General features: G+C 64.7%; 19 protein-coding genes. 6 read left to right on the top strand and 13 right to left on the bottom strand.

All coding sequences use genetic code 11. The annotated features are described in order from the left end of the window. Positions 1-83: 83 nt before the first annotated feature. From AC1RUR_RS16955 to AC1RUR_RS16935, 5 genes are all read right to left on the bottom strand, one after another. Positions 84-932, bottom strand: a complete 849-nt coding sequence (locus tag AC1RUR_RS16955; RefSeq protein WP_492845925.1) for an ABC transporter ATP-binding protein — start codon at positions 930-932, stop codon at positions 84-86. Then, complete coding sequence (locus AC1RUR_RS16950) at positions 929-1921, bottom strand: ABC transporter substrate-binding protein (protein WP_492845923.1); 993 nt, start codon at positions 1919-1921, stop codon at positions 929-931. Before AC1RUR_RS16950 ends, AC1RUR_RS16955 begins: the two co-directional genes overlap by 4 nt. 57 nt (positions 1922-1978) lie before the next feature. Next, entirely contained in the window at positions 1979-2788 is an 810-nt protein-coding gene (locus AC1RUR_RS16945) for an ABC transporter permease (protein WP_492845921.1), read from the bottom strand. Positions 2789-3203: 415 nt separating this feature from the next. Continuing rightward, positions 3204-3863, bottom strand: coding sequence for a TetR family transcriptional regulator (locus tag AC1RUR_RS16940; protein WP_492845919.1), 660 nt, complete (start codon positions 3861-3863; stop codon positions 3204-3206). A gap of 209 nt (positions 3864-4072) precedes the next feature. Continuing rightward, positions 4073-4921 carry a VOC family protein gene (locus AC1RUR_RS16935; protein ID WP_492845918.1) on the bottom strand — a complete coding sequence of 283 codons (849 nt, stop codon included), beginning with the start codon at positions 4919-4921 and terminating at the stop codon, positions 4073-4075. A 229-nt stretch (positions 4922-5150) separates the two neighbouring features. Here AC1RUR_RS16935 and AC1RUR_RS16930 point away from each other — a divergent pair, with 229 nt between their 5' ends. Together AC1RUR_RS16930 and AC1RUR_RS16925 are read left to right on the top strand one after the other, a co-directional pair. Further along, a complete protein-coding gene (locus AC1RUR_RS16930) occupies positions 5151-6044 on the top strand; it encodes a sugar kinase (RefSeq protein ID WP_492845916.1) in 894 nt (297 codons plus the stop codon). 17 nt (positions 6045-6061) lie between these two features. After that, positions 6062-6976 (top strand): ribokinase, encoded by a 915-nt coding sequence (locus tag AC1RUR_RS16925; RefSeq protein WP_492845914.1) that lies wholly within the window; start codon positions 6062-6064, stop codon positions 6974-6976. Here AC1RUR_RS16925 and AC1RUR_RS16920 read toward each other — a convergent pair whose 3' ends face one another. Next, positions 6977-8197 (bottom strand): NAD(P)/FAD-dependent oxidoreductase, encoded by a 1221-nt coding sequence (locus AC1RUR_RS16920; protein WP_492845912.1) that lies wholly within the window; start codon positions 8195-8197, stop codon positions 6977-6979. A 228-nt stretch (positions 8198-8425) separates the two neighbouring features. Between AC1RUR_RS16920 and AC1RUR_RS16915 the strand changes: the two genes are divergently transcribed. After that, positions 8426-9220, top strand: coding sequence for an enoyl-CoA hydratase/isomerase family protein (locus AC1RUR_RS16915; RefSeq protein ID WP_492845910.1), 795 nt, complete (start codon positions 8426-8428; stop codon positions 9218-9220). Further along, positions 9217-9822, top strand: coding sequence for a histidine phosphatase family protein (locus tag AC1RUR_RS16910; protein ID WP_492845908.1), 606 nt, complete (start codon positions 9217-9219; stop codon positions 9820-9822). The genes AC1RUR_RS16915 and AC1RUR_RS16910 overlap by 4 nt, the downstream gene beginning before the upstream one ends. Here AC1RUR_RS16910 and AC1RUR_RS16905 read toward each other — a convergent pair. The 4 genes from AC1RUR_RS16905 to AC1RUR_RS16890 form a co-directional block, all read right to left on the bottom strand. Continuing rightward, positions 9782-11122, bottom strand: a complete 1341-nt coding sequence (locus AC1RUR_RS16905) for a TRAP transporter large permease (protein WP_492845906.1) — start codon at positions 11120-11122, stop codon at positions 9782-9784. The genes AC1RUR_RS16910 and AC1RUR_RS16905 overlap by 41 nt on opposite strands. Continuing rightward, the gene (locus AC1RUR_RS16900) at positions 11119-11697 is read right to left on the bottom strand and encodes a TRAP transporter small permease (RefSeq protein ID WP_492845904.1); all 579 of its coding nucleotides are present in this window, start codon (positions 11695-11697) and stop codon (positions 11119-11121) included. Before AC1RUR_RS16900 ends, AC1RUR_RS16905 begins: the two co-directional genes overlap by 4 nt. Positions 11698-11850: 153 nt before the next feature. Further along, a complete protein-coding gene (locus tag AC1RUR_RS16895) occupies positions 11851-12858 on the bottom strand; it encodes a TRAP transporter substrate-binding protein (RefSeq protein ID WP_492845902.1) in 1008 nt (335 codons plus the stop codon). 82 nt (positions 12859-12940) lie between these two features. After that, the gene (locus AC1RUR_RS16890) at positions 12941-14650 is read right to left on the bottom strand and encodes an IlvD/Edd family dehydratase (RefSeq protein ID WP_492845900.1); all 1710 of its coding nucleotides are present in this window, start codon (positions 14648-14650) and stop codon (positions 12941-12943) included. A gap of 174 nt (positions 14651-14824) precedes the next feature. Between AC1RUR_RS16890 and AC1RUR_RS16885 the strand changes: the two genes are divergently transcribed. Next, positions 14825-15526 (top strand): GntR family transcriptional regulator, encoded by a 702-nt coding sequence (locus tag AC1RUR_RS16885; protein WP_492845899.1) that lies wholly within the window; start codon positions 14825-14827, stop codon positions 15524-15526. 10 nt (positions 15527-15536) lie between these two features. Here the strand turns inward: AC1RUR_RS16885 and AC1RUR_RS16880 are convergent, their stop codons facing one another. After that, the gene (locus tag AC1RUR_RS16880; RefSeq protein ID WP_492845897.1) at positions 15537-15938 is read right to left on the bottom strand and encodes a VOC family protein; all 402 of its coding nucleotides are present in this window, start codon (positions 15936-15938) and stop codon (positions 15537-15539) included. Between the two features lie 147 nt (positions 15939-16085). Continuing rightward, a complete protein-coding gene (locus AC1RUR_RS16875) occupies positions 16086-16910 on the bottom strand; it encodes an NAD-dependent epimerase/dehydratase family protein (protein ID WP_492845895.1) in 825 nt (274 codons plus the stop codon). An 89-nt stretch (positions 16911-16999) separates the two neighbouring features. On the opposite strand from AC1RUR_RS16875, the gene AC1RUR_RS16870 reads away from it, so the two are divergent. Beyond that, complete coding sequence (locus AC1RUR_RS16870; RefSeq protein ID WP_492845893.1) at positions 17000-17977, top strand: SMP-30/gluconolactonase/LRE family protein; 978 nt, start codon at positions 17000-17002, stop codon at positions 17975-17977. Positions 17978-18188: 211 nt separating this feature from the next. Here the strand turns inward: AC1RUR_RS16870 and AC1RUR_RS16865 are convergent, their stop codons facing one another. Then, a complete protein-coding gene (locus AC1RUR_RS16865) occupies positions 18189-19619 on the bottom strand; it encodes an aldehyde dehydrogenase family protein (RefSeq protein ID WP_492845891.1) in 1431 nt (476 codons plus the stop codon). Positions 19620-19774 lie beyond the last annotated feature (155 nt).

Below are 19774 nucleotides of genomic sequence, written 5' to 3'. Positions count from 1 at the left end.
CACCCTCTCCCCAACCCTCCCCCGCTTGCGGGGGAGGGAGCGCACCATCGCTGTGGCTACAGCCCAAACCAATCGCATCGCCGCTAATCCAATGCACCTTGCGAGAAGAAATGCTTGCGGATGCGTTGCACGAGCTCGGTGAAAACAGGGTCTGCCATCACGTCGAGCGAACGCGGGCGCGGCAGCGGCACGTCGTAGATCGCGGCAATCGCGCCGGGCCGCTCGGTCATCACCAGCACGCGGTCGGCGAGGAACACGGCCTCGGGAATCGAATGCGTGATCAGCAGCACGGTCTTCCTGGTCTCACGCTGGATCCGCATCAATTCGACATTCATGCGCTCGCGCGTCAGCGCGTCGAGCGCGCCGAACGGCTCGTCCATCAGCATGATCTTGGGATCATGCACCAGCGCACGGCAGATCGAGGCGCGCTGCTGCATGCCGCCGGAGAGCTGCCAGGGCAGCTTCTTCTCGAAACCTTCGAGCCCGACCATCTTCAGCAGCGCCTTGGCGCGGGCGAGATATTTGTCGCGCGGCAGCCGCTTCATGTCGATCGGCAGCATCACGTTGGACAGGATGTTGCGCCACGGCAGCAGCAGCGCGTTCTGGAACACGATGCCGACATTGCCGTGCGGCTTCGTCACCTTCTCGCCCTCGACCAGGATCTCGCCCGACGTCGGCGGCAGCAAGCCGGAGATCAGCTTGAGCAGCGTGGACTTGCCGCAGCCGCTTGGACCGACCACGACGAAGAACTCGCCCTCGTTGATGTCGAAATCGAGCGGCCGCAACGACGGCACGTCGCCGTCGCGCGTCCGGTAGGTCTTCGACACGCCTGACAGCTTGATGCCCGACGTCTCGCCGGCAGCCCGGTCGCTCACCAGTTTCAGATGCGCGGCCGGCTGCACGGCGTCGTTCACGATCGTCGCTGCTTTCACGAGCCACTCTTCGGCAGATAGTCGTTGGTATAGAAGGCCTTCGGGTTGTCCTTGGCCTTGGCGTCGAGCCCGCCATATTCGACCAGCAGGTTGACGGTCTCGGTCATGTTCTGCTCGGTGACCTGGAACGGCCGCTTGCTCTTGGTCTCCGCGGTCCGGTACAGCGGAATGGTCAGCTCAAAGCCCTGGGTCAGCGTGTCGATCTTGCCGCCCTTGGGGTTGGCATCGAGGATCGACTGCGCCGCGGCCTTCGGCTCCTTCTCGGCGGCCTCGACCGCCTTGGTCGTCGCCGACATGAAGCGGCGCACGAGATCGGCATTGGCCTTCACATAGTCGGCGTTGGCGATGATGCCCGAGGAGACCATGTTGATGCCGTAGTCGGCGAACTTGATCGGATAGACGTCCTTGCCGGTCGCGTCCTTGATCTTCATCGACTGATCCATGACGTAGCCGAGCAACAGATCGGCCTGGCCGTTGATGACGGCGTTGAGCTTGGTCTGGCCGTCGCCGGCGACGGTCTGGAAGTCGCTCTCCTTCAGGCCGGTCTTCTTCAGGAACAGCGGCCAGATCTGGGTCATGGAGTCCGCTGGCGTGATCGCGACCGTCTTGCCCTTGATGTCCTCGGGCTTCCTGATGTTCTTGTCGACGAAGCCCATGGCGGACATCGGGCTGGTCTGCAGCAATACGCCGGTCGCGACCACGGGCGCGCCCTTGATCGCGGCGCGCATCATGGTGGGCACGTCGACATAGCCGAAATCGGCGGTCTTGGCGGCCACAGCCTGCGTGGTCGCAGCCGAACCGCGGCCTTCCTGGATCTCGAGCTCGATGCCTTCGGCGGCATAGATGCCCTTGGCCTTGCCGTAATAGAACGGCGCATGCTCGCCATAGACGTACCAGTTCAGCATCAGCACGACCTTGTCGGCCGCCTGCGCCGGCGCAATGGCGAACGCCAGTAGCGCCGCTGCAACAGCCCCAATCCTCCGCTTCATCGTCACTCTCCCTTGCCGTTTGTTGCGCCGGCCGTTGTTGGCCGTTCGTTGCTCTAGTTATGCTGCGAAAATCACGTCCTCGCGCTGGCTGACATGCCAGGGGATGACCAGCTTCTCGATCCGGTCCACGATCCAGAACAGGACCACGCCGAGCAGCGCGAGGATCACCAGCGCCGCGAACATCGTCGGCAGGTCGAACGTGCCGATCGAGCGCTGCATCACATAGCCGATGCCGGAATTGGAGCCGACGAACTCGCCGACGACGGCGCCGACCACCGCGAGCGTCACCGACACTTTGAGGCCGGAAAAGATCGCCGGCAGCGCATGCGGCAGGTTCACCGCGCGGAACACCTGGAAGCGGCTGCCCTGCATGGCGCGGGCGAGATCGACCATATCAGGGTCAACCGATTTGAAGCCCTGCACCGCCGAGACCACCACCGGGAAGAAGCCGAGCAGAAAGGCGGAAATGACCTTGGGAATGATGCCGAAGCCGAACCAGACCACGAACAGCGGCGCGATCGCGATCTTCGGCACGGATTGCGAGAACACCAGCAGCGGATAGACGTAGCTCTCCACCGTCTTCGAGCCCGCGATCAGCATCGCGACGGGAATGCCGAACAGCGCCGACAGCAGGAAGCCGCAGACGGTCGCATAAGTCGTCGGCCAGGACTGGCGCAGCAGCTCGGGCCATTCGGTGCGCAGCACGGCAAGGACATCGCCCGGCGACGGGATCTGGTAGGCGGGAATCCTGAAGATGCGGATCGCGAGATCCCAGGCGATCACGATGAAGACCAGGAACAGAAACGGCCGAACCCAGGCCGCATTCAGCACCTTGGACACAGCACCCTGCTGCTTCGGTTCGGCCAATTTTCACTCCCGGCATTCTTCTTCGTTGTGGGGAGAAATTAACCCGTTGGATAAATACTGTCCAGAGGTTTCCCTGTGACGTCTTGCGCAGGTTCCGGGGCTCCTCTCGTGCCCCGGACGCAGCGCAGCGCTCTTGCGGTGCGCTGCGGAGCCGGGGCCCATATGACCACAGAGTTCGCGGCCGCTGGGTCCCGGCTCTGCGCAGCAGCGCAAGAGCGCTGCAGCGCGTCCGGGACACGAGATATCGCCGCACCCTCGGTGCCATTCCCCGCGAAAGCGGGGAATCCAGTACGCCGCGGCTTTTCCGTATGCCACTTCCGTCTCTGGAATACTGGATTGCCCGCTTTCGCGGGCAATGACGGCGGAGATTGTGGAGGCAGCGGACGCGACAGCCGCCAATGCGCGGACTACGCCGCTACACCGTCTGCGCCACCGCGCTGCGCGACTTCGGCGCCTTGGCGATCGCGAACAGTTCGGCGGACTTGCCCGTGAGCGCCGCCAGCACGAGGCCGGCCATGTGCGCGAGACGCTCGTCCTTGGCGTCCCTGGCCAGCAGGTCGCGGCCGAAGATCACGCTGAGCGTCGCCGAGTTGGAGAGATAGAAGAAGCTCAGCGCCGCGATCGAGATGTAGAGCTGCACCGGATCGACCGCGACCTGGAAGTCGCCGCTCTCGACGCCGCGCCGCACCACGGTGCGGATCATCTCGACGAAGGGCGAGTGCATCGACTTGACCTTGGTCGACTTCTTCAGGTGTTTTGCGCGCGCGAGGTTCTCGGTCTGGAGCAGCGAGAGGAATTCCGGGTTACGCAGGAAGTAACCCCAGGTGAACTCGATCAGGCGCCGGATCGCCTCGGGCGGATCGAGATGTTCGAGATCGAGTCCGCGCTCCTCGCTGCGGATCTTGTCATAGGCGCCTTCGAGCACCGCAAGGTAAAGCTCGTCCTTGTTGCCGACGTGATAGTACAGCATGCGCTTGTTGGCGCCGGCCTTGGCCGCGATGCGGTCGACGCGCGCGCCGGCGAGCCCGTGGGCGGAGAATTCCTGCTTGGCGGCTTCGAGAATGCGCAGCCGCATTCCCTCGGGATCGCGCTGCCATTTCAGAGTTCGCTTTGCCTTCGCTTTCGCCAAACCGGTTGCTCGCTGGGTGCCGTCAGGATGCCATGTAACACGCGCGCGCCGTCATTGCGAGGAGCCCTTGCGACGAAGCAATCCAGACTGTCTCCGGTGAGGGATTCTGGATTGCTTCGCTGCGCTCGCAATGACGGTGGAAAGACCGTCGCTCCTCACTCCACCGGCTTCGGCGAACGCTCCAGCAGCACCGTCTGGATGCCGCAGGTGCCGGTCCTGACCGTCATGATCCGCGTGCCCGGCTTGCGGCCGTTGCGGACTTCGGTGACGTCGAGGCCGCTAGCGATCAGGCGGGCGCGCGTGGCGTCGATGTCGGCGACCCGCCAGCTCAGGCCCCAGAGACGATCATGCGCGGAATCGCCGCCCGCCACGGGGCGGCGCACCACCTCGACGATGAGGTCGCCGCAGCGGAAGAACATCAGCTGGCCCCAATCCTGGTGCGAGCGGTCGAGCGCCAGATCGAGCCCGAGCCGCGCGCCATAGAGCGCGGCGGCGCGATCGGAATCCTCGGTGGTGATCACGACGTGGTCGAGCGCGTCGATCGGCGCGATGTCGGTCACGGCGGATTTGGGGCGCTCGTCGGCGAGCTCGAGGAAGAACATGCGCACGCCGCGCGTGAGCTCGGTGGCGGCGCGGGTGCGCTTCCAGTGCAGGACGGCGTCGGTTTCGGCGTCGCTGCTCTCGACCTCGGCGACCGGATCGGGCTTGAGCGCCACCCGCTCCAGCCGCCGGTGCATCCGGCTCATGTCTGCGACACGAAAGCACAGGCTGGCGAGCACGCCCTCGTGGTCGTCGAGCAGCGCGCGCATCCGGTCGGCGGTGACGCTGAAGCCGCTCGGCGCCATCAGCTCGATGGTCATGTTCTCGAGGGTGAACAGCACCCGGTCGGCGCCCTCGCCGGAATTCTGCCAGGCCGGCGCGCGTCCCAAAAGCGTCTGATAGGCCGCCTTGGCCGCACCGATGTCCCTGACCAGAGCGACGACGTGATCGAGACCGGTGATCATGTTCCCTCCCTCCCAAGGGGGCCGGAACCGAAACAGCCCGAAAGGGGCGTTGGCTCTGCCCGGGGCAACGCTGGCCCTGCCACGGTCGTATTCCGGCCCCAGGCCGACCTCAAGCGCCTATCACCATGACTCTGCAAATATTTTGGCTTTGCGAATATTTTTGGCTCCCGCCGAAGCGGTGCTAAGGTAAGCCGCCGGCCGGGACCACCCAGCGCATCACGGACAACCAATGCAGGCTCTCTTTATCGGACAGACCTATATCGACGTCGTCTTCATCACCGACCACATGCCGACCGGCGACGAGAAGCACGTGGCCTCGGACTACGCGGTATCCTTCGGCGGCAATGCGGTGACGGCGGCATTCTGCTGCGCCAAGCTCGGCATCGTGCCCGATCTGATCGCCACGGCGGCCAATGACTGGCTGGGGCGCATGTTCCAGGACATGTGCGCGAAATATGCGATCTCGCTGCACGCGCGGAAGGTGAACCAGTCCTCGCTGTCCTTCATCATGCCCAAGGACGGCAAGCGCGCCATCGTCCGTTGCCGCGACGACGAGCACATCCATCCGTTCCCGATCCTCAATCTCGGCGGCTGCCGCGCGCTGCATATCGACGGCCACCAGCCCGATGCGGCGATCCACTATGCGAAGGTGTGCCGTGAGGCCGGCATCCTGACCTCGCTCGACGGCGGCGGCCTGCGTACCAACACGCATGAGCTGCTGGAATTCATCGACGTCGCGATCGTCGCCGAGCGGCTGTGCGAGCAGATGGATCTGACGCCGGAGAAGATGCTGGACTACCTGAAGAGCCGCGGCTGCAAGATCGGCGGCGTCACCATGGGTGAGAAGGGCCTGCTCTGGTACAATGAAACGGGTGCCGTCGAGATCATGCCGGCAATGCCGATCCCGCGCGAACGGGTGATCGACACCAACGGCGCCGGCGACGTCTTCCATGGCGCCTATGTCTATTCCTACCTCGCCCATCCCGGCAAAAGCTGGCGCGAGCATTTCGACTTCGCGCGGGCCGCCTCGACCTTCAAGATCCAGCGCCTCGGCAACGAGGCCGGCCTGCCGACGCTCGTCGACATCGCCAAGGTCAGGCACGAGTTCGAGGTCAAAGCCTAGTCTTCACAGAGGTTCAAATGGGGCGCGTCTTCGTCGCCGGCAGCATCAACATGGATGTGGTGGCGACGGCCGACCGCCATCCGAGGGTCGGCGAGACCGTCGCCGGCCGCCAGGTGCTGTATTTTCCGGGCGGCAAGGGCGCGAACCAGGCCGTGGCTGCGGCGCGACTCGGCGCACGGACCACGATGATCGGGCGGCTGGGGAACGATGCGTTCGGGACCGAGCTGAGGACGTTCCTCGGCGCTCAGGGCGTCGATCTCGGCTCTGTGCGCGAGGCCGACACGCATACCGGCACCGCGATCATCACGGTCGCGGCGGCCGACAACACCATCGTGGTCATTCCCGGCAGCAATGCGCTGGTCGGCATCGATGATGTAGCGGCCGTTCCGCTCGCGAAGGGCGACGTCGCGGTCAGCCAGTTCGAGATCCCGCTGCCGACGATTGGCGCGTTCTTCCAGCGCGCCCGTGACGCCGGAGCGACGACGCTGCTCAACCCCGCTCCGGCGCAAAAGATGTCCGGCGAGCTGCTCGGGCTCGTCGACATCCTCGTGCTGAACGAGACCGAGCTCGGCTTCCTCACCGGTGTGGAACTCTCCGAAGACGCTACCGCTGCGCGGATCATCGACGTCGCGCGAAAACTCCAGGCGCGCGCGGACCAGACCATCTGCGTCACGCTCGGCAAGCGCGGCGTGCTCGCACTCGCCGGCCGGGAGGAACTTTCAGTGCCCGGCCGTGCCGTGACGGCGATCGACACCACCGGCGCAGGCGATTGTTTTGTGGGCGCGCTCGCAGCGCAGCTGGCTGACGGCGCACCCTTACGCGCCGCTCTCGCCTTTGCCAACGCCGCCGCCTCGATCTCCGTGCAGCGCATGGGCGCCGGGCCGTCGATGCCGACGGCGGGGGAAGTGGCTGCGGTGCTCAGCGCCGGCTGATCACGCCAGCGCGCTCTTCAGATCGAAGCTTTCGTCCGCAGCCTGCTCCGGCGTGATCGAGCGATCCATGGCCTGCAAGCGGCGGCCGAACATGTGGTCGCCGGCGCGGTTGACGGACTCGATGCCGAGCAGCTTGTCGCCCTTGTAGCAGAACGCGGAAAACGCCTTGTTGGCGGGATTGCCGCGCAGCACGACGCGGTCGTAGCCGGTGGTAAGGCCCGCCATCTGGAGCTTGTCATCGCCCTGGTCGCTCCAGAACCAGGGATGACCATCATAGACCTTCCTGTCGCCGGTCAGCCGTGCCGCGAGGCAGCGGGCGTGATCGGTGGCATTCTGCACCGACTCCAGCCGCAGCGAGCCGCCGAAGCGCGGGCTTGCGAACAGCGCGCAGTCTCCGATCGCAGAAATATCTGGATCAGCCGTCGCGAGATATTCGTCGACGATGATGCCGGCGGCGACCGGCAGACCCGCTTCGGCGGCGAGCTCGATGTTCGGCAGCACGCCGACACCGACCACGACGAGATCGGCGGGCAGATGCCGTCCGTCGCTCAGGGAGACGCCGGTGACCTTGCCGTTCTCGGCTTCGATGCTGGTTGCCTGCACACCGAGGTGAATGCGGATGCCGGCCTCGCGATGCCGCGCCTGAAAATATTCCGAGACCTCCGCCGTCACCGCGCGCGCCATCACGCGCGGGGCAAGCTCGAGCACGTCGACCTCGAGCCCCTTGATCCGCGCGGTAGCCGCGAATTCCAGGCCGATGAAGCCTGCGCCGATCACCACCACGCGCGTCTTCGACGGCATGATCTTCCGCAGCGACTCGCTGTCGTCGAGGATGCGCAAATATTTGACGTCGGGCAGATTGGCGTTGGGCAGATCGAGCAGCCGGTTGCGGGCGCCCGTCGCCAGCACGAGATGGCCGTAGGGAAGTGTCTCGCCCGATGCGAGATGCACCTTGCGCCCGGCACGGTCGATCGACACCGCGCGGCCGGCCATCAGCTCGATCTTCTGGTCCTGGTAGAACTTCTCCGGCCGGAACATCAGGCTCTCCGGTCCGGCGGAACCCTTGATGTAGGCCTTGGACAAAGGCGGCCGCTGATAAGGCAGGTGCGCCTCGTCATTGATCAGGCAGATAGGAGCGGAAAAGCCCGCCTGGCGCAGGGATGCCGCGACCTGGTAGCCGCCATGGCCGGCGCCGACAATGATCACTGGACCGCCAGTCATTGGACAGCCCATTTCCGCAAGACACGAGCGTGACCCATGTCGTCTCCTCTCACGCTGATATTGGCTTGGCTTGCCCAGAAGGAGCCGGCGCTCGTGTCCGTCCCTAACGAAGGCGGGCCCATTTGAGCCTATCGTTCCGGCTTTCGCAAGAGCGGCAAGCGGGGATTGTCACCCCTCGCCTTCTGCGATTTAGTCGCGACCAACCACCTCATGCCGGGGATATTCCAGATGCCAGCTCCCGTCTCCAAACCCGACGACCCCGCCCTGCTGCGGATCGACGGCCCGATCGCGACCATCACGCTCAACCGCCCCGCGGCATTCAACTCGATCAACCTGGCCATCGCGCAAAAGCTCGAGCAGCTCGCGGCCCATATCGAAGGCGACGATGCCATCAGGGTCTTGGTGATCGAGGGCGAGGGCCGCGCCTTCTCGGCCGGCGGCGATCTGCAGACGATTGGAGCTGCGGCCGAAGCGGGCACGGTAACGCCTGTCGTCGGCGAGCTGCTCAAGCATTATCACGCCTTCATCGAGATTCTCAGGCGCATGCCGAAACTGTCGCTGTCCAGCGTGCACGGCTCGGCCGCCGGCGCCGGCATGGGCCTCGCCTTCGTCACCGATCTCTGCATTGCCGCGGACGACGCCAAATTCACGCCGGCCTATGCCAAGATCGGGGTATCGCCGGACGGCGGCTCGACGGTCGGCATCGTCGGCACCGTGGGATCCCGCCGCGCGCTCCAGATCTTCCTTTCCGAGGACAATTTTACCGCTCAGCAAGCCTGCGAATGGGGTCTGGTCGCCAAGACCGTTCCTGCAAGCGAGCTGAAGGCGGCGACGCGGCAACTCGCCGAGCGTCTCGCGCGGAACCCGCCGGCGGCCATCGCCGGCACCAAACAGCTGGTCTACCAGGCGGCCACCACGCCGGTGAAACAGCAGTTAGATGCCGAGGAGCACAAGATCATCATGGCGATGAACACGGAGGAGTTTCGTGCCGCCGTGAAGAAATTCACGAGCAAGTCGAAGTGACACCCGCGCGTACGTTTTACGGCCTTCGCCACGGCGCGACCGACTGGAATCGCGAGGGACGATTCCAGGGGCGGACCGACAACCCGCTGAACGAGGACGGTCTGCGGCAAGCGCACGAGGCCGTGGACCTGCTGCGCGGCGCCGGCATCAGCCGCATCGTGGCGAGCCCCCTGGTCCGCGCGGCGCGAACGGCCGAGATCATCGCGGCCGCGATCTCGGTGCCGCTCGCGATCGACGACGGCATCATCGAGTTCGACTTCGGCAGCTTTGAAGGCCTCCCCGTTCGCGACCTCATGATCGAGCACGGCGTCAAGTCGGCGACGGGCCTGGTCTCGATCCTGCCCGCCGATGGCGAGAGCTGGGACGCCATGACGGAACGGTCGCTGGCTTGCGTCTCCGCGTGGCTCGACGGTCACCCCGACGACAATCTGCTGTTCGTCTGCCACGACGCTGTGATGCAGGGCATGGCAAACGCGCTGTGCGGCAGCTACTTCAAGAACAGCCACGGCACGCCGTTCCGCTACGTGCACGAGCAGGCGCAATGGCGGATCGAGCAGGTCGTCACTGCGGACAGATATACCCCGTCCCCGCCGGCGACTTGAAGCAGCCGACCGATTCCGGCAGCACGTGCCGCGGCAGCCACAGCACGACGCTCGGGAAATAGATCGCGAACGCGATCGTCGCCAGAAACACCAGGTAGATCGGCAATGCGGCGCGCAAGGCCTTGGCAAAGCTGATGCCGACGAATTTCGACGCCATCAGCAGCACCAGGCCGTAAGGCGGCGTGATCAGGCCGAAGGCGAGCGTTGCGATCAGGACCACGCCCATGTGCACGGCATTGATGTCGCCCGCCTCGGTCAGCGCATTGACCAGCGGCATGAAGATGATGATGGTCGGCACCGGCTCGATGAAGTCACCGACCACGGTGAACAGCAGCACCATCAGCAGCATGATCAGATGCGGATCGTTGCCGGCGATCGAGGTGATCATGTCGGCGATGTAGCTGGCGCCGCGCAAATAAGCGAGCATCCAGCCGAAGGCGTTGGCGGCCCCGATCGTCACCAGCGGCAGCGAGAAGATCAGGCCGGCGAGGCAGAAATCGTACGGGATCTTCCTGATGTGGCCACGATTGAGCGCGGGTATGACCACGAGGACGATCCAGACCACGGCGACGACGCCGGCTTCCGTCGGCGTGAACCAGCCGGTCAGGATGCCGCCGAGCAGGATCACGGGGATCATCAGCGGCAGGGCGGCATCGCCTGCCGCGAACACCACTTGCCGCAGCGGCGCGCGCGGCTTGCGCAGGCCGGAGGGGCCGAAGAAATAGCAGTAGATCATCAGGCCGAAGCCGATCATCAGGCCCGGCACCACGCCCGCCATGAACAGGCCGGCGATCGAGACGTTGCCGACGGCGCCATAGACCACGGCTGTGATGCTCGGCGGCACCAGGGCGGCAATGGTCGAGGCTGACGCGATGATCGCCGCGATGAAGGCAGGCTCATAACCCTCGCGCTTCATCGGGCCCCCGAGCGCGCGGCTCATCACCGCGACGTCGGCGGTGGTCGAGCCCGACATCTCCGAAAAGAACATGCTGAAGACGACGACCACCTGCGACAGCCCGCCCCTGATGTGTCCGACCAGCGACACCGACAGGTTGGCTATTCGCACCACCACGTTGGCCGAACTCATGAGCTCGCCGACCAGGAGGAAGAACGGGATCGCCAGCAACGCCTCGGAATCGACCCCGTCGAAGATCTTCTGGATGATGGCGGCAAGCGAGACATCGGACAGCAGCGCGCCGATGAAGACGCCGGCCATCAGCGAGAACGGCACGGGCACGCCAAGATAGCCGAAGAAGAGGAAGCAGAACGTCATCAAGGTCAGGACGATGGGTGCGCTCATGGCTGCGCCCTCATCTGCGCCTCGGTGAGCCCGGGCGCGGCATCCTCCTCCGGCGGCTCGGGATGGTCAAAGCCATTGCGCAGGCCGTTGACGAGCTGCTCGATGGTGAAGAGGCCGATCAGCACGCCCGACAGCGGAATGATCGCATAGAGCGAGGCGATCGGCGTGCCCGACGGCAGCCGGAAACTGCCGAAGCCGCGTAGATAGTTCTCGTAGCCGGAGCGGATCAGGCAGAAGGCGACGCCGAGCACGACCAGACGGATGATGACTTCGACGATCAGCCGCGGGGTACCGTGCATCGCCTCGGAAATCGCAGTGAGATAGAGATGATCGTTGCGGCGCGTCGCCGCCGCCGTGCCGACGAAGATCGCGTAGATGAACAGCGTCGAGGTGACTTCCTGAAGCCACAGCCAGGGATGGCCGATGGTGCGGGTGACGATGTCGGCGGTCACCGACAGCGAGAAGCCGAAGCAGAGCACGCCGCACAGGATCATCAGCGCAAGCTCGAGCCAGTCGAGCCAGCGCCATTTCAGGTGGCGTTGGCGCTGCACGAGCAGTTTGTCGGAAATCGACATTCAATTCCCTCGTCGTCCCGGCGAAGGCCGGGACCCATACCCCCAGCTGCACGTGGTGAAAGCAAGCAGGCGGCTATTCTGCCCCAAGCTCTGCCGCGGCGTATGGGTCCCGGCCTTCGCCGGGACGACGCGGAGAACGCCTACGTAAGCCGCCTAATTGATCGACCGGATCAGATTCTTGATCTTCTCGGCATGCGGGCCGAGATCCTTGGCGAGCTTGTCGAGATAGGGGTCGGCGATCGCCGTAAAACTCTTCTTGTCGACGTTGTCGACGATCTTCACGCCCATCTTCTTCAGCTTCTCGGCCGCGGTGCGCTCGAGCTCGAACGCCTTCTGCGGCTCCTTCGTGCTGACCTCGTTGGCCGCCGCCTGCACCCAGCCCTTCTGCTCCGCCGACAGGCTCTGCCAGAGCTTGTCGGAGATGAACACCAGCGCGTTGTTGGCCTCGTGCTCGGTGATGTTGAGGACGGGGGCGACCTCGTAATGCTTGTTGACGAGATAGACGTTGATGCTGTTCTCGGCGACGTCGACCACGCCGGTTTGCAAGCTGGTGTAGACGCTGCCGAACGGCATGTGCACGGTCTGGGCGCCATAGGCCGGGAACATCATGTCCTCGGTCGCGGTCGCCTGGACGCGGACCTTGAGGCCCTTGACGTCGCCGACGTTGTGGATCTCCCGCTTCGAATACATGTGGCGCACGCCCTGCGAGCCGGTTGCGATCACGTGCAGGCCCTGCGTGGTCTCGTCGATCATGGTCTTGAGCGCTTCGAACACGCGGGGGTCGGCCAGCCCCTTGACCACGTGGTTCTCGTCGCGGAACAGGAAGTGCAAGGACATCACGCCGGCCTGCGGCGAGATCGTCGCGGTGTTGGCCGAGGAGATGATCGCGAACTCGACGTCGCCGGCTTTCACGAGCTGGAGCACCTGCGGCTCCTGCCCGAGCTGCGCGCCGGGATACTGGTCGATGATCATGGTGCCCTTGCTCAATTCCTTGAGCTTGTCGGCAAAGAGGTCGCCCGCGATGGAATAGCCGGTGTTGCGCGGCTGGTCGTAGGCGAAGCGATAATGCTTCACCTCCTGCGCCGACGCGCCCGTGACGAACAGCATAGCGGCGACAGCCGCCAGGCCCTGCAAGAATCTTGGCATGGATCGCGCAATCATCGTTTCCCCCTGTTTTATCGCCCGCCGCTTGTGCGGTCTGAGCGTTCGTTCGGGTGGTTGATCACCCCTTCTCGGTCTGCCTCTAGGTTGTCTTGCCAGTCCTCTGCATGAAATCGAAATCGCAGCCCTCGTCGGCCTGCATGATGGTCTCGTTGAACAGCCAGGCGTAGCCGCGCCGCGCCTCCTCCGGAGCAGCCGCCGGCTTCAACGCCGCGCGCCGGCGCTCCAGTTCGCCGGCATCGACCAGCAGCTCGATGCTGCGCTTGGCAACGTCCAGCCGGATCATGTCGCCGTTCTTCACCAGCGCCAGCGGCCCGCCGACCGCGGATTCCGGCGTGATGTGCAGCACGATGGTGCCGAACGCGGTGCCGCTCATGCGCGCGTCGGAAATGCGCACCATGTCCTTGGTGCCGCCGCGCGCGAGCTTCTTCGGGATCGGCAGATAGCCCGCCTCGGGCATGCCCGGCGCGCCCTTGGGGCCGGCGTTGCGCAGCACCAGCACGTCATCGGCGGTGACGTCGAGCTCGGGATCGTCGACCCGCAAGGTCATGTCCTCGACGGATTCGAACACCACCGCACGCCCGGTGTGCTGCAACAGTTTCGGGCTCGCCGCCGACTGCTTGATGACGGCGCCGCGCGGGGCGAGATTGCCATGCAGGACGGCAAGGCCGCCTTCCTTCTTGATCGGATTGTTGCGCGGGCGGATCGCGTCCTGGCCGGGCACGTCTTCCGCATTCGCCGCGATATCGCGCAGCGTCTGACCGGAGATGGTCTTGGCATCGAGATCGACGAGATCGCCGAGCTGCGCCAGCAGCTTCGGCACGCCGCCGGCGTGATGGAAGTGCTCCATATAGTGCTCGCCGGACGGCTTGAGATCGACCAGCACCGGCACATCGCGGCCGATCTGGTCGAACACGTCGAGATCGAGCCGGTGCGGCGAGCGATGCGCCATCGCGGTCAGATGGATCAGGCCGTTGGTCGAGCCGCCGATCGCCTGGAGCACGACCTGCGCGTTCTTGAACGAAGCCGGCGTCAACAGCTCGCTCGGCTTCGGCCCCTTGGTCTTGGCCATCTCGGCCGCGACCCGGCCGCTCGCCTCGGCAAGGCGGAAGCGCTCGGCATGCGGCGCGGGAATCGTCGCGCTCATCGGCAGCGACAGGCCCATGACTTCGATCATGCAGGCCATGGTCGATGCCGTGCCCATCACCATGCAGGTGCCGACCGAGGGCGCGAGACGGCCGTTGACCGCCTCGATCTCCGCATCGTCCATCTCGCCGGCGCGATACTTGCCCCAGAGCCGGCGGCAGTCGGTGCAGGCGCCCAGCACCTCGCCCTTGTGATGGCCGACCACCATGGGGCCAACGGGAATGACCACAGTCGGCAGATCGGCGCTGATCGCCGCCATCACCTGCGCCGGCAGCGTCTTGTCGCAGCCGCCGATCACGATCACCGAATCCATCGGCTGGGCCCGGATCATCTCCTCGGTGTCCATCGCCATCAGGTTGCGCAGATACATCGAGGTCGGATGCGCAAAGCTCTCGGCGATCGAGATGGTCGGGAACACGAACGGCATCGCACCCGACAGCATCACCCCGCGCTTGGCGGCTTCGATGATCTGCGGCACGTTGCCGTGGCAGGGGTTGTAGTCGCTATAGGTGTTGGTGATGCCGACGATCGGACGCTCCAGCGCGTCGTCGGAATAGCCCATGGCCTTGATGAACGCCTTGCGCAGGAACAGCGAGAAGCCGGCATCGCCATAGCTCGTCAAACCCTTGCGCAAGCCACTCGTCATCATGCCACTCCATTCACCCAGCCATTGTCGTACAGACTGCCCCTCGATTGTCAATAAGATAGGCGTCATCTTGCAAATTTCTGGATCTTCGCACCGCAAAGCGACTGGATTATTGACAATCTGCTCCTTCCCTGCTCCACAGGACGGACCGGCGCTGGGCCGGAGGCTGAGGGGATGGCCGACATTCGCACGGCAGACGCGATGACGGTCCGGCGCGACGATCCGGACGACGTGGTCGCGCGGCTGGAGGAAGACATCATTTTCGGCCGCCTCGCGCCGGGCGCGCGCCTGACCGAGGACGCGCTGATGTCGGCCTACGGCACCTCGCGCCACTTCGTGCGCCAGGCGCTGGTGGATGCGGAGCGCCGCGGCATCGTCCGCCGCGAGAAGAATGTCGGCGCCACCGTGCGGTTCTGCTCGGCCGAGGAAGTCAGGCAGATCTACGAGGTCCGGGAGATGCTGACCCGGCAGGCCGCGCTGATGATCCCTCTGCCCGCGCCGCAGGCCCTGATCGACGAGCTGACTGCGCTGCAACGGCAATATTGTGCGAAGGCCGATTTGCAGGATCTGCGCGGCATCCACGAGGCCAACGACGCCTTCCACCTCGCGCTGTTCTCAGCCTGCGGCAATCCCTATCTGGTGCGCTCGCTCCAGGACTACATGAACCTGACGCTGCCGATGCGCGCGAAAAACCTCGCCGACCGCGAAGGGCTGGCGCAATCGCGGCGCCAGCACGAGTTGATGATCGAGCTGTTGAAGGGCCGCGACAGCTGGGCGCTGGCCCAGCTGTGCGTGGATCACATGCAGTTCAGCAAGAAGGATTATCTGGCGAGGATTGCGGGGGAGGAAGCTGAACGCCAGGGTCTGGCTCTTTGACTCCAAGCGGTCACTGAGCCTTCGGCAGATTGAGCTGCCAAGAGACACCAAACAGATCCGTCAACCATCCAAATCGCGGGCTGAAACCATAGTCGCCCAATGGCATCTTGACGTCACCGCCCACGGCAAGCCTATCGAACGCTCGATCCAATTCCGCGGGCTGGTCAAAATCGACAAACAAGGACATCGAGGGCGTGAAATCAAACTTGTGGGGCACCGGACTGTCGATAACGATCAACGCGTGCCCATGAAAATCGATCTTGGCCATCTTGATGAGGCCATGAGTGGGACCACCTGGCCCATACTCTTCCATGGACACGATCCTGAAGCCCAGGAAGACAGACCCGTACAGGTCGATCGCTGCCCGCGCTTTACCGCCTTGAAACATAAGGTGAGTGCATACGGAGATCATGGTCGGATCCTATCGAGACGCCTCGTGTACCGCGCCCCCATGCCGTGATAAGTCAACGCTGCATCTATTCATTCTTGTTCGCTCGATCCGGTTGCAAGGATCAAGCTTGGTGGGTTTCGTAAACGAACGCGCCACGGCACCACTGCCCTACCGCTTATTCCAATCGATGATGCGGCTCGCATCGCCGTCGAACTCGAGGCTCGCGAATGAGCCGCCCTGGTAGTGGTCGGCGATCGGATCGGGCTTCAGCTTGGCCTGCTCGGCCATCGCGTGCGCGACATGATCCTCGGAGCGCCCGGTGGGGCGGTAGCCGAATTCGTAGGCGCGGTGGTTGTCCCACCAGGCACGCTCGTTCAGCGACACGCCGTAGAAGACCTCGAAACGGATGTCGGGATGCTCGAGCCCGATCCGGCAGAGCTGCACCAGGTCTTCCGGCTTCAGCCACATCGAGATGCGGCGGTGGTCGAGCGGCTTCTCGTCGCAATTGCCGATCCGGATGCAGGTGACCTTGAGCCCGTGCTTGTCGGCATAGAGCGCGCCGACCGCTTCGCCGAACACCTTGCTGACGCCGTAGCGACCGTCGGGACGCACCGTGACGTCGGTGCCGATCTTGTGGTGGCGCGGATAGAAGCCGACGACGTGATTGGACGAGGCGAACACCACGCGCTTGACGCCCTTGCGGTAGGCGGCCTCGAACAGATTGTAGCCGCCGATGATGTTGGCCTGGAGGATGTCGTCCCAGGGGCCTTCGACCGAATAGCCACCGAAATGGATGATGCCGTCGACGCCCTCGCAGATCGCCTCGCATTGCGCGAGGTCGGACAGATCCGCCGCCTCGAATTGCTCGTTGGGGCCGAGATCGGCGGGCGTGCGGATGTCGCTGAGCAGCAGGTCCGGATAGATCGGCGGCAGCAGTTTGCGCAGGCGCGTTCCGATTCCGCCCGAAGCTCCCGTCATCAAGATACGCGGCATGTCTTCCCTCGCCGTTGGTGACCGATTTGCCGTCACGTGTCTCTAATGATAGCAGGATTGTCCAGAGGGAACGAAACGAGAGAACCGACATGAATGAGGCATCGTCCCACACCCAGGAGCGGTCGGGCTGGCGGCCGGCGAGCTACTATCCCGATCCAGCGATAAAGGCATTGGATCCCCGCTTCGAGAAATACTGGCTGAAACTGTCGGCAGTGGAGCGGATTGCAACAGGGCTGCGCTGGGCCGAGGGGCCGGTGTGGTTCGGCGACGGGCGCTATCTGCTCTGCAGTGACATCCCGAACCAGCGCATCATCAAATGGGAAGAAGAGACCGGGGCCGTCAGCGTGTTCCGCAAGCCTTCGAATTTCGCCAACGGCAACACGCGCGACCGCCAGGGTCGGCTCGTCACCTGCGAGCATGGCGGGCGCCGCGTGACCCGCACCGAATATGACGGCAGCATCACCGTGCTGATGGACTCGTTTGGCGGAAAGAAGCTCAACTCGCCGAACGACGTCGTGGTGAAATCCGACGGCTCGATCTGGTTCACCGATCCGACCTTCGGCCTGCTAGGCAATTACGAGGGCTACAAGGCCGAGCCCGAGATCGATCCGAATGTCTACCGGCTCGATCCGGAGACCGGCAAGGCGACCATCGTCGCCGAGGGCGTGCTCGGGCCGAACGGGCTGTGCTTCTCGCCGGATGAGAAGATCCTGTACGTCGTGGAATCCCGCGGAGTGCCGAACCGAAAAATCCTCGCCTATGATGTTGCGGCTGATGGCACCACGATTTCCAACAAGCGCGTCCACATCGATGCCGGCCCGGGCACGCCCGATGGCATGCGCTGCGACATCGACGGCAATCTCTGGTGCGGCTGGGGCATGGGCGACCCCGAGCTCGATGGCGTCGTGGTGTTCGCGCCCGACGGCGTCATGATCGGCCGCATCGCGCTGCCCGAACGCTGCGCCAATCTCTGTTTCGGCGGCGTCAAGCGCAACCGCCTGTTCATGGCGGCGAGCCAGTCGATCTACGCGCTGTATGTGAACACGCAGGGCGCGTTGGGGGGATAACAACTCTCTCCCCATCATTGCGAGGAGCTCGCGACAAAATTGCGGAGCAATTTTGCGCTGATGCGACGAAGCAATCCAGACTGTCTCCGCGGAGGGATTCTGGATTGCTTCGCTGCGCTCGCAACGACGAAGAGGAGGCGACGGCGGAGCAAAACGAAAAACGCCGGAGCGGTTTCCCGCTCCGGCGCTTCGTTTGGTCAGGCGCTGAAACCTACGCCGCGTTGAAGCCGGCGACCGCCTTCACTTCGAGGAAGTCCTCGAGGCCGTACTTGCCCCATTCGCGGCCGTTGCCGGACTGCTTGTAGCCGCCGAACGGCGCGGTGCGGTCGTTGGGCACGCCCTGGAGGTTGACGTTGCCGGCACGGATCTGGCGGCCGACGCGCTTGGCGTCCTCCACTGAAGCGCCGGTGACGTAGCCAGCGAGGCCGTACGGCGTGTCGTTGGCGATGTGCACGGCCTCGGCTTCGTCCTTGGCGCCGATGATGGTCAGCACCGGTCCGAAGATTTCCTCGCGGGCGATCGTCATGTCGGGGGTGACGTCGGCGAAGATGGTCGGACGGACGTAGAAGCCCTTGTTGACGCCTTCGGGCAGGCCCGGGCCGCCGGCGACGAGCGTTGCGCCCTCGTCGATGCCCTTCTTGATGAGGCCCTGGATCTTGTCCCACTGGCCGCGGTTGACCACGGGACCGATCGTGGTGCCTTCGCCGCGGGGATCGCCGGCCTTGGTCTTGTCGGCGACGGCCTTCGCGATCGCGGCGACTTCCTTCATCTTCGAGGCCGGCACGATCATGCGCGAGGGCGCGTTGCAGGACTGGCCGGAGTTGTTGAACATGTGCATCACGCCGCCGGTCACCGCCTTGGTCAGGTCGGCGCCTTCGAGGATGACGTTCGGCGACTTTCCGCCGAGCTCCTGGCTGACGCGCTTCACGGTGGGAGCTGCGCGCTTGGCCACGTCGATGCCGGCGCGGGTCGAGCCGGTGAACGAGATCATGTCGATGTCGGGGTGCTCGCTCATGGCGGCGCCGACCTCGGGGCCGAGGCCGTTGACGAGGTTGAACACGCCCTTCGGCACGCCGGCTTCATGGAGGATTTCCGCAAAAATCAAAGCCGAGGTCGGGGTGAACTCGCTGGGCTTCAGGATCATGGTGCAGCCGGCGGCGAGCGCGGGCGCGACCTTGCAAGCGATCTGGTTGAGCGGCCAGTTCCAGGGCGTGATCATGCCGACCACGCCAATCGGCTCGCGCAGCACCATGGCGGTGCCGACCGGCTCCTCGAAATGATAGTTCTTGAGCACGTCGAGCGTGGTCATGAGATGGCCGAGGCCCGCGCCGGCCTGCAGCTTCTCCGCCATCGGCAGCGGCGCGCCCATCTCGTCGGAGACGGCAGCGCCGATCTCCTTGAGGCGGCCCTTGTAGATCTCGATGACTTTCGAGAGCAGCGCGACGCGCTCCTCGCGGCTGGTCTGGGAGAAGGTCACAAAGGCGCGCTTGGCGGCGGCAACCGCCTTGTCCACGTCGGCCTTGGAGCCCAGCGCAACCTCGTACATCGCCTCTTCCGTCGCCGGATTGACCACGGCGGTGGACTTCTTGACGGCGGGATCGACCCAGGCGCCGTCGATGTAGAATTGCATGCGATTGACCATCGTTAACCTCTTCTTGGGGGCATGGTGGGGGCGTTTCGGCAGGCATCCTTGCACGAAAGCGCCGGCAATTGAACCCGCCATATGCGGGGCCAGCGTTGCGGCGGACGGGCGGAATATGGGGCGCATCGCGAGGGGTGGCAAGCGCAGCTCTGGGT

It is taken from the genome of Bradyrhizobium sp. GW821-FHT12B03 (assembly GCF_058807535.1).
The sequence above is the reverse complement of the archived record's forward strand: the minus strand, read 5'-3'. Positions and strand labels throughout refer to the sequence as shown.

What these genes read in the sequence shown, in the direction of transcription:
- AC1RUR_RS16950 (WP_492845923.1), bottom strand. Translation starts at nt 1,921, where the DNA reads ATGAAGCGGAGGATTGGGGCTGTTGCAGCGGCGCTACTGGCGTTCGCC.
- AC1RUR_RS16940 (WP_492845919.1), bottom strand. Translation starts at nt 3,863, where the DNA reads ATGCGGCTGCGCATTCTCGAAGCCGCCAAGCAGGAATTCTCCGCCCAC.
- AC1RUR_RS16935 (WP_492845918.1), bottom strand. Translation starts at nt 4,921, where the DNA reads ATGATCACCGGTCTCGATCACGTCGTCGCTCTGGTCAGGGACATCGGT.
- AC1RUR_RS16930 (WP_492845916.1), top strand. Translation starts at nt 5,151, where the DNA reads ATGCAGGCTCTCTTTATCGGACAGACCTATATCGACGTCGTCTTCATC.
- AC1RUR_RS16925 (WP_492845914.1), top strand. Translation starts at nt 6,062, where the DNA reads ATGGGGCGCGTCTTCGTCGCCGGCAGCATCAACATGGATGTGGTGGCG.
- AC1RUR_RS16920 (WP_492845912.1), bottom strand. Translation starts at nt 8,197, where the DNA reads ATGACTGGCGGTCCAGTGATCATTGTCGGCGCCGGCCATGGCGGCTAC.
- AC1RUR_RS16915 (WP_492845910.1), top strand. Translation starts at nt 8,426, where the DNA reads ATGCCAGCTCCCGTCTCCAAACCCGACGACCCCGCCCTGCTGCGGATC.
- AC1RUR_RS16905 (WP_492845906.1), bottom strand. Translation starts at nt 11,122, where the DNA reads ATGAGCGCACCCATCGTCCTGACCTTGATGACGTTCTGCTTCCTCTTC.
- AC1RUR_RS16900 (WP_492845904.1), bottom strand. Translation starts at nt 11,697, where the DNA reads ATGTCGATTTCCGACAAACTGCTCGTGCAGCGCCAACGCCACCTGAAA.
- AC1RUR_RS16895 (WP_492845902.1), bottom strand. Translation starts at nt 12,858, where the DNA reads ATGATTGCGCGATCCATGCCAAGATTCTTGCAGGGCCTGGCGGCTGTC.
- AC1RUR_RS16890 (WP_492845900.1), bottom strand. Translation starts at nt 14,650, where the DNA reads ATGACGAGTGGCTTGCGCAAGGGTTTGACGAGCTATGGCGATGCCGGC.
- AC1RUR_RS16885 (WP_492845899.1), top strand. Translation starts at nt 14,825, where the DNA reads ATGGCCGACATTCGCACGGCAGACGCGATGACGGTCCGGCGCGACGAT.
- AC1RUR_RS16880 (WP_492845897.1), bottom strand. Translation starts at nt 15,938, where the DNA reads ATGATCTCCGTATGCACTCACCTTATGTTTCAAGGCGGTAAAGCGCGG.
- AC1RUR_RS16875 (WP_492845895.1), bottom strand. Translation starts at nt 16,910, where the DNA reads ATGCCGCGTATCTTGATGACGGGAGCTTCGGGCGGAATCGGAACGCGC.
- AC1RUR_RS16870 (WP_492845893.1), top strand. Translation starts at nt 17,000, where the DNA reads ATGAATGAGGCATCGTCCCACACCCAGGAGCGGTCGGGCTGGCGGCCG.
- AC1RUR_RS16865 (WP_492845891.1), bottom strand. Translation starts at nt 19,619, where the DNA reads ATGGTCAATCGCATGCAATTCTACATCGACGGCGCCTGGGTCGATCCC.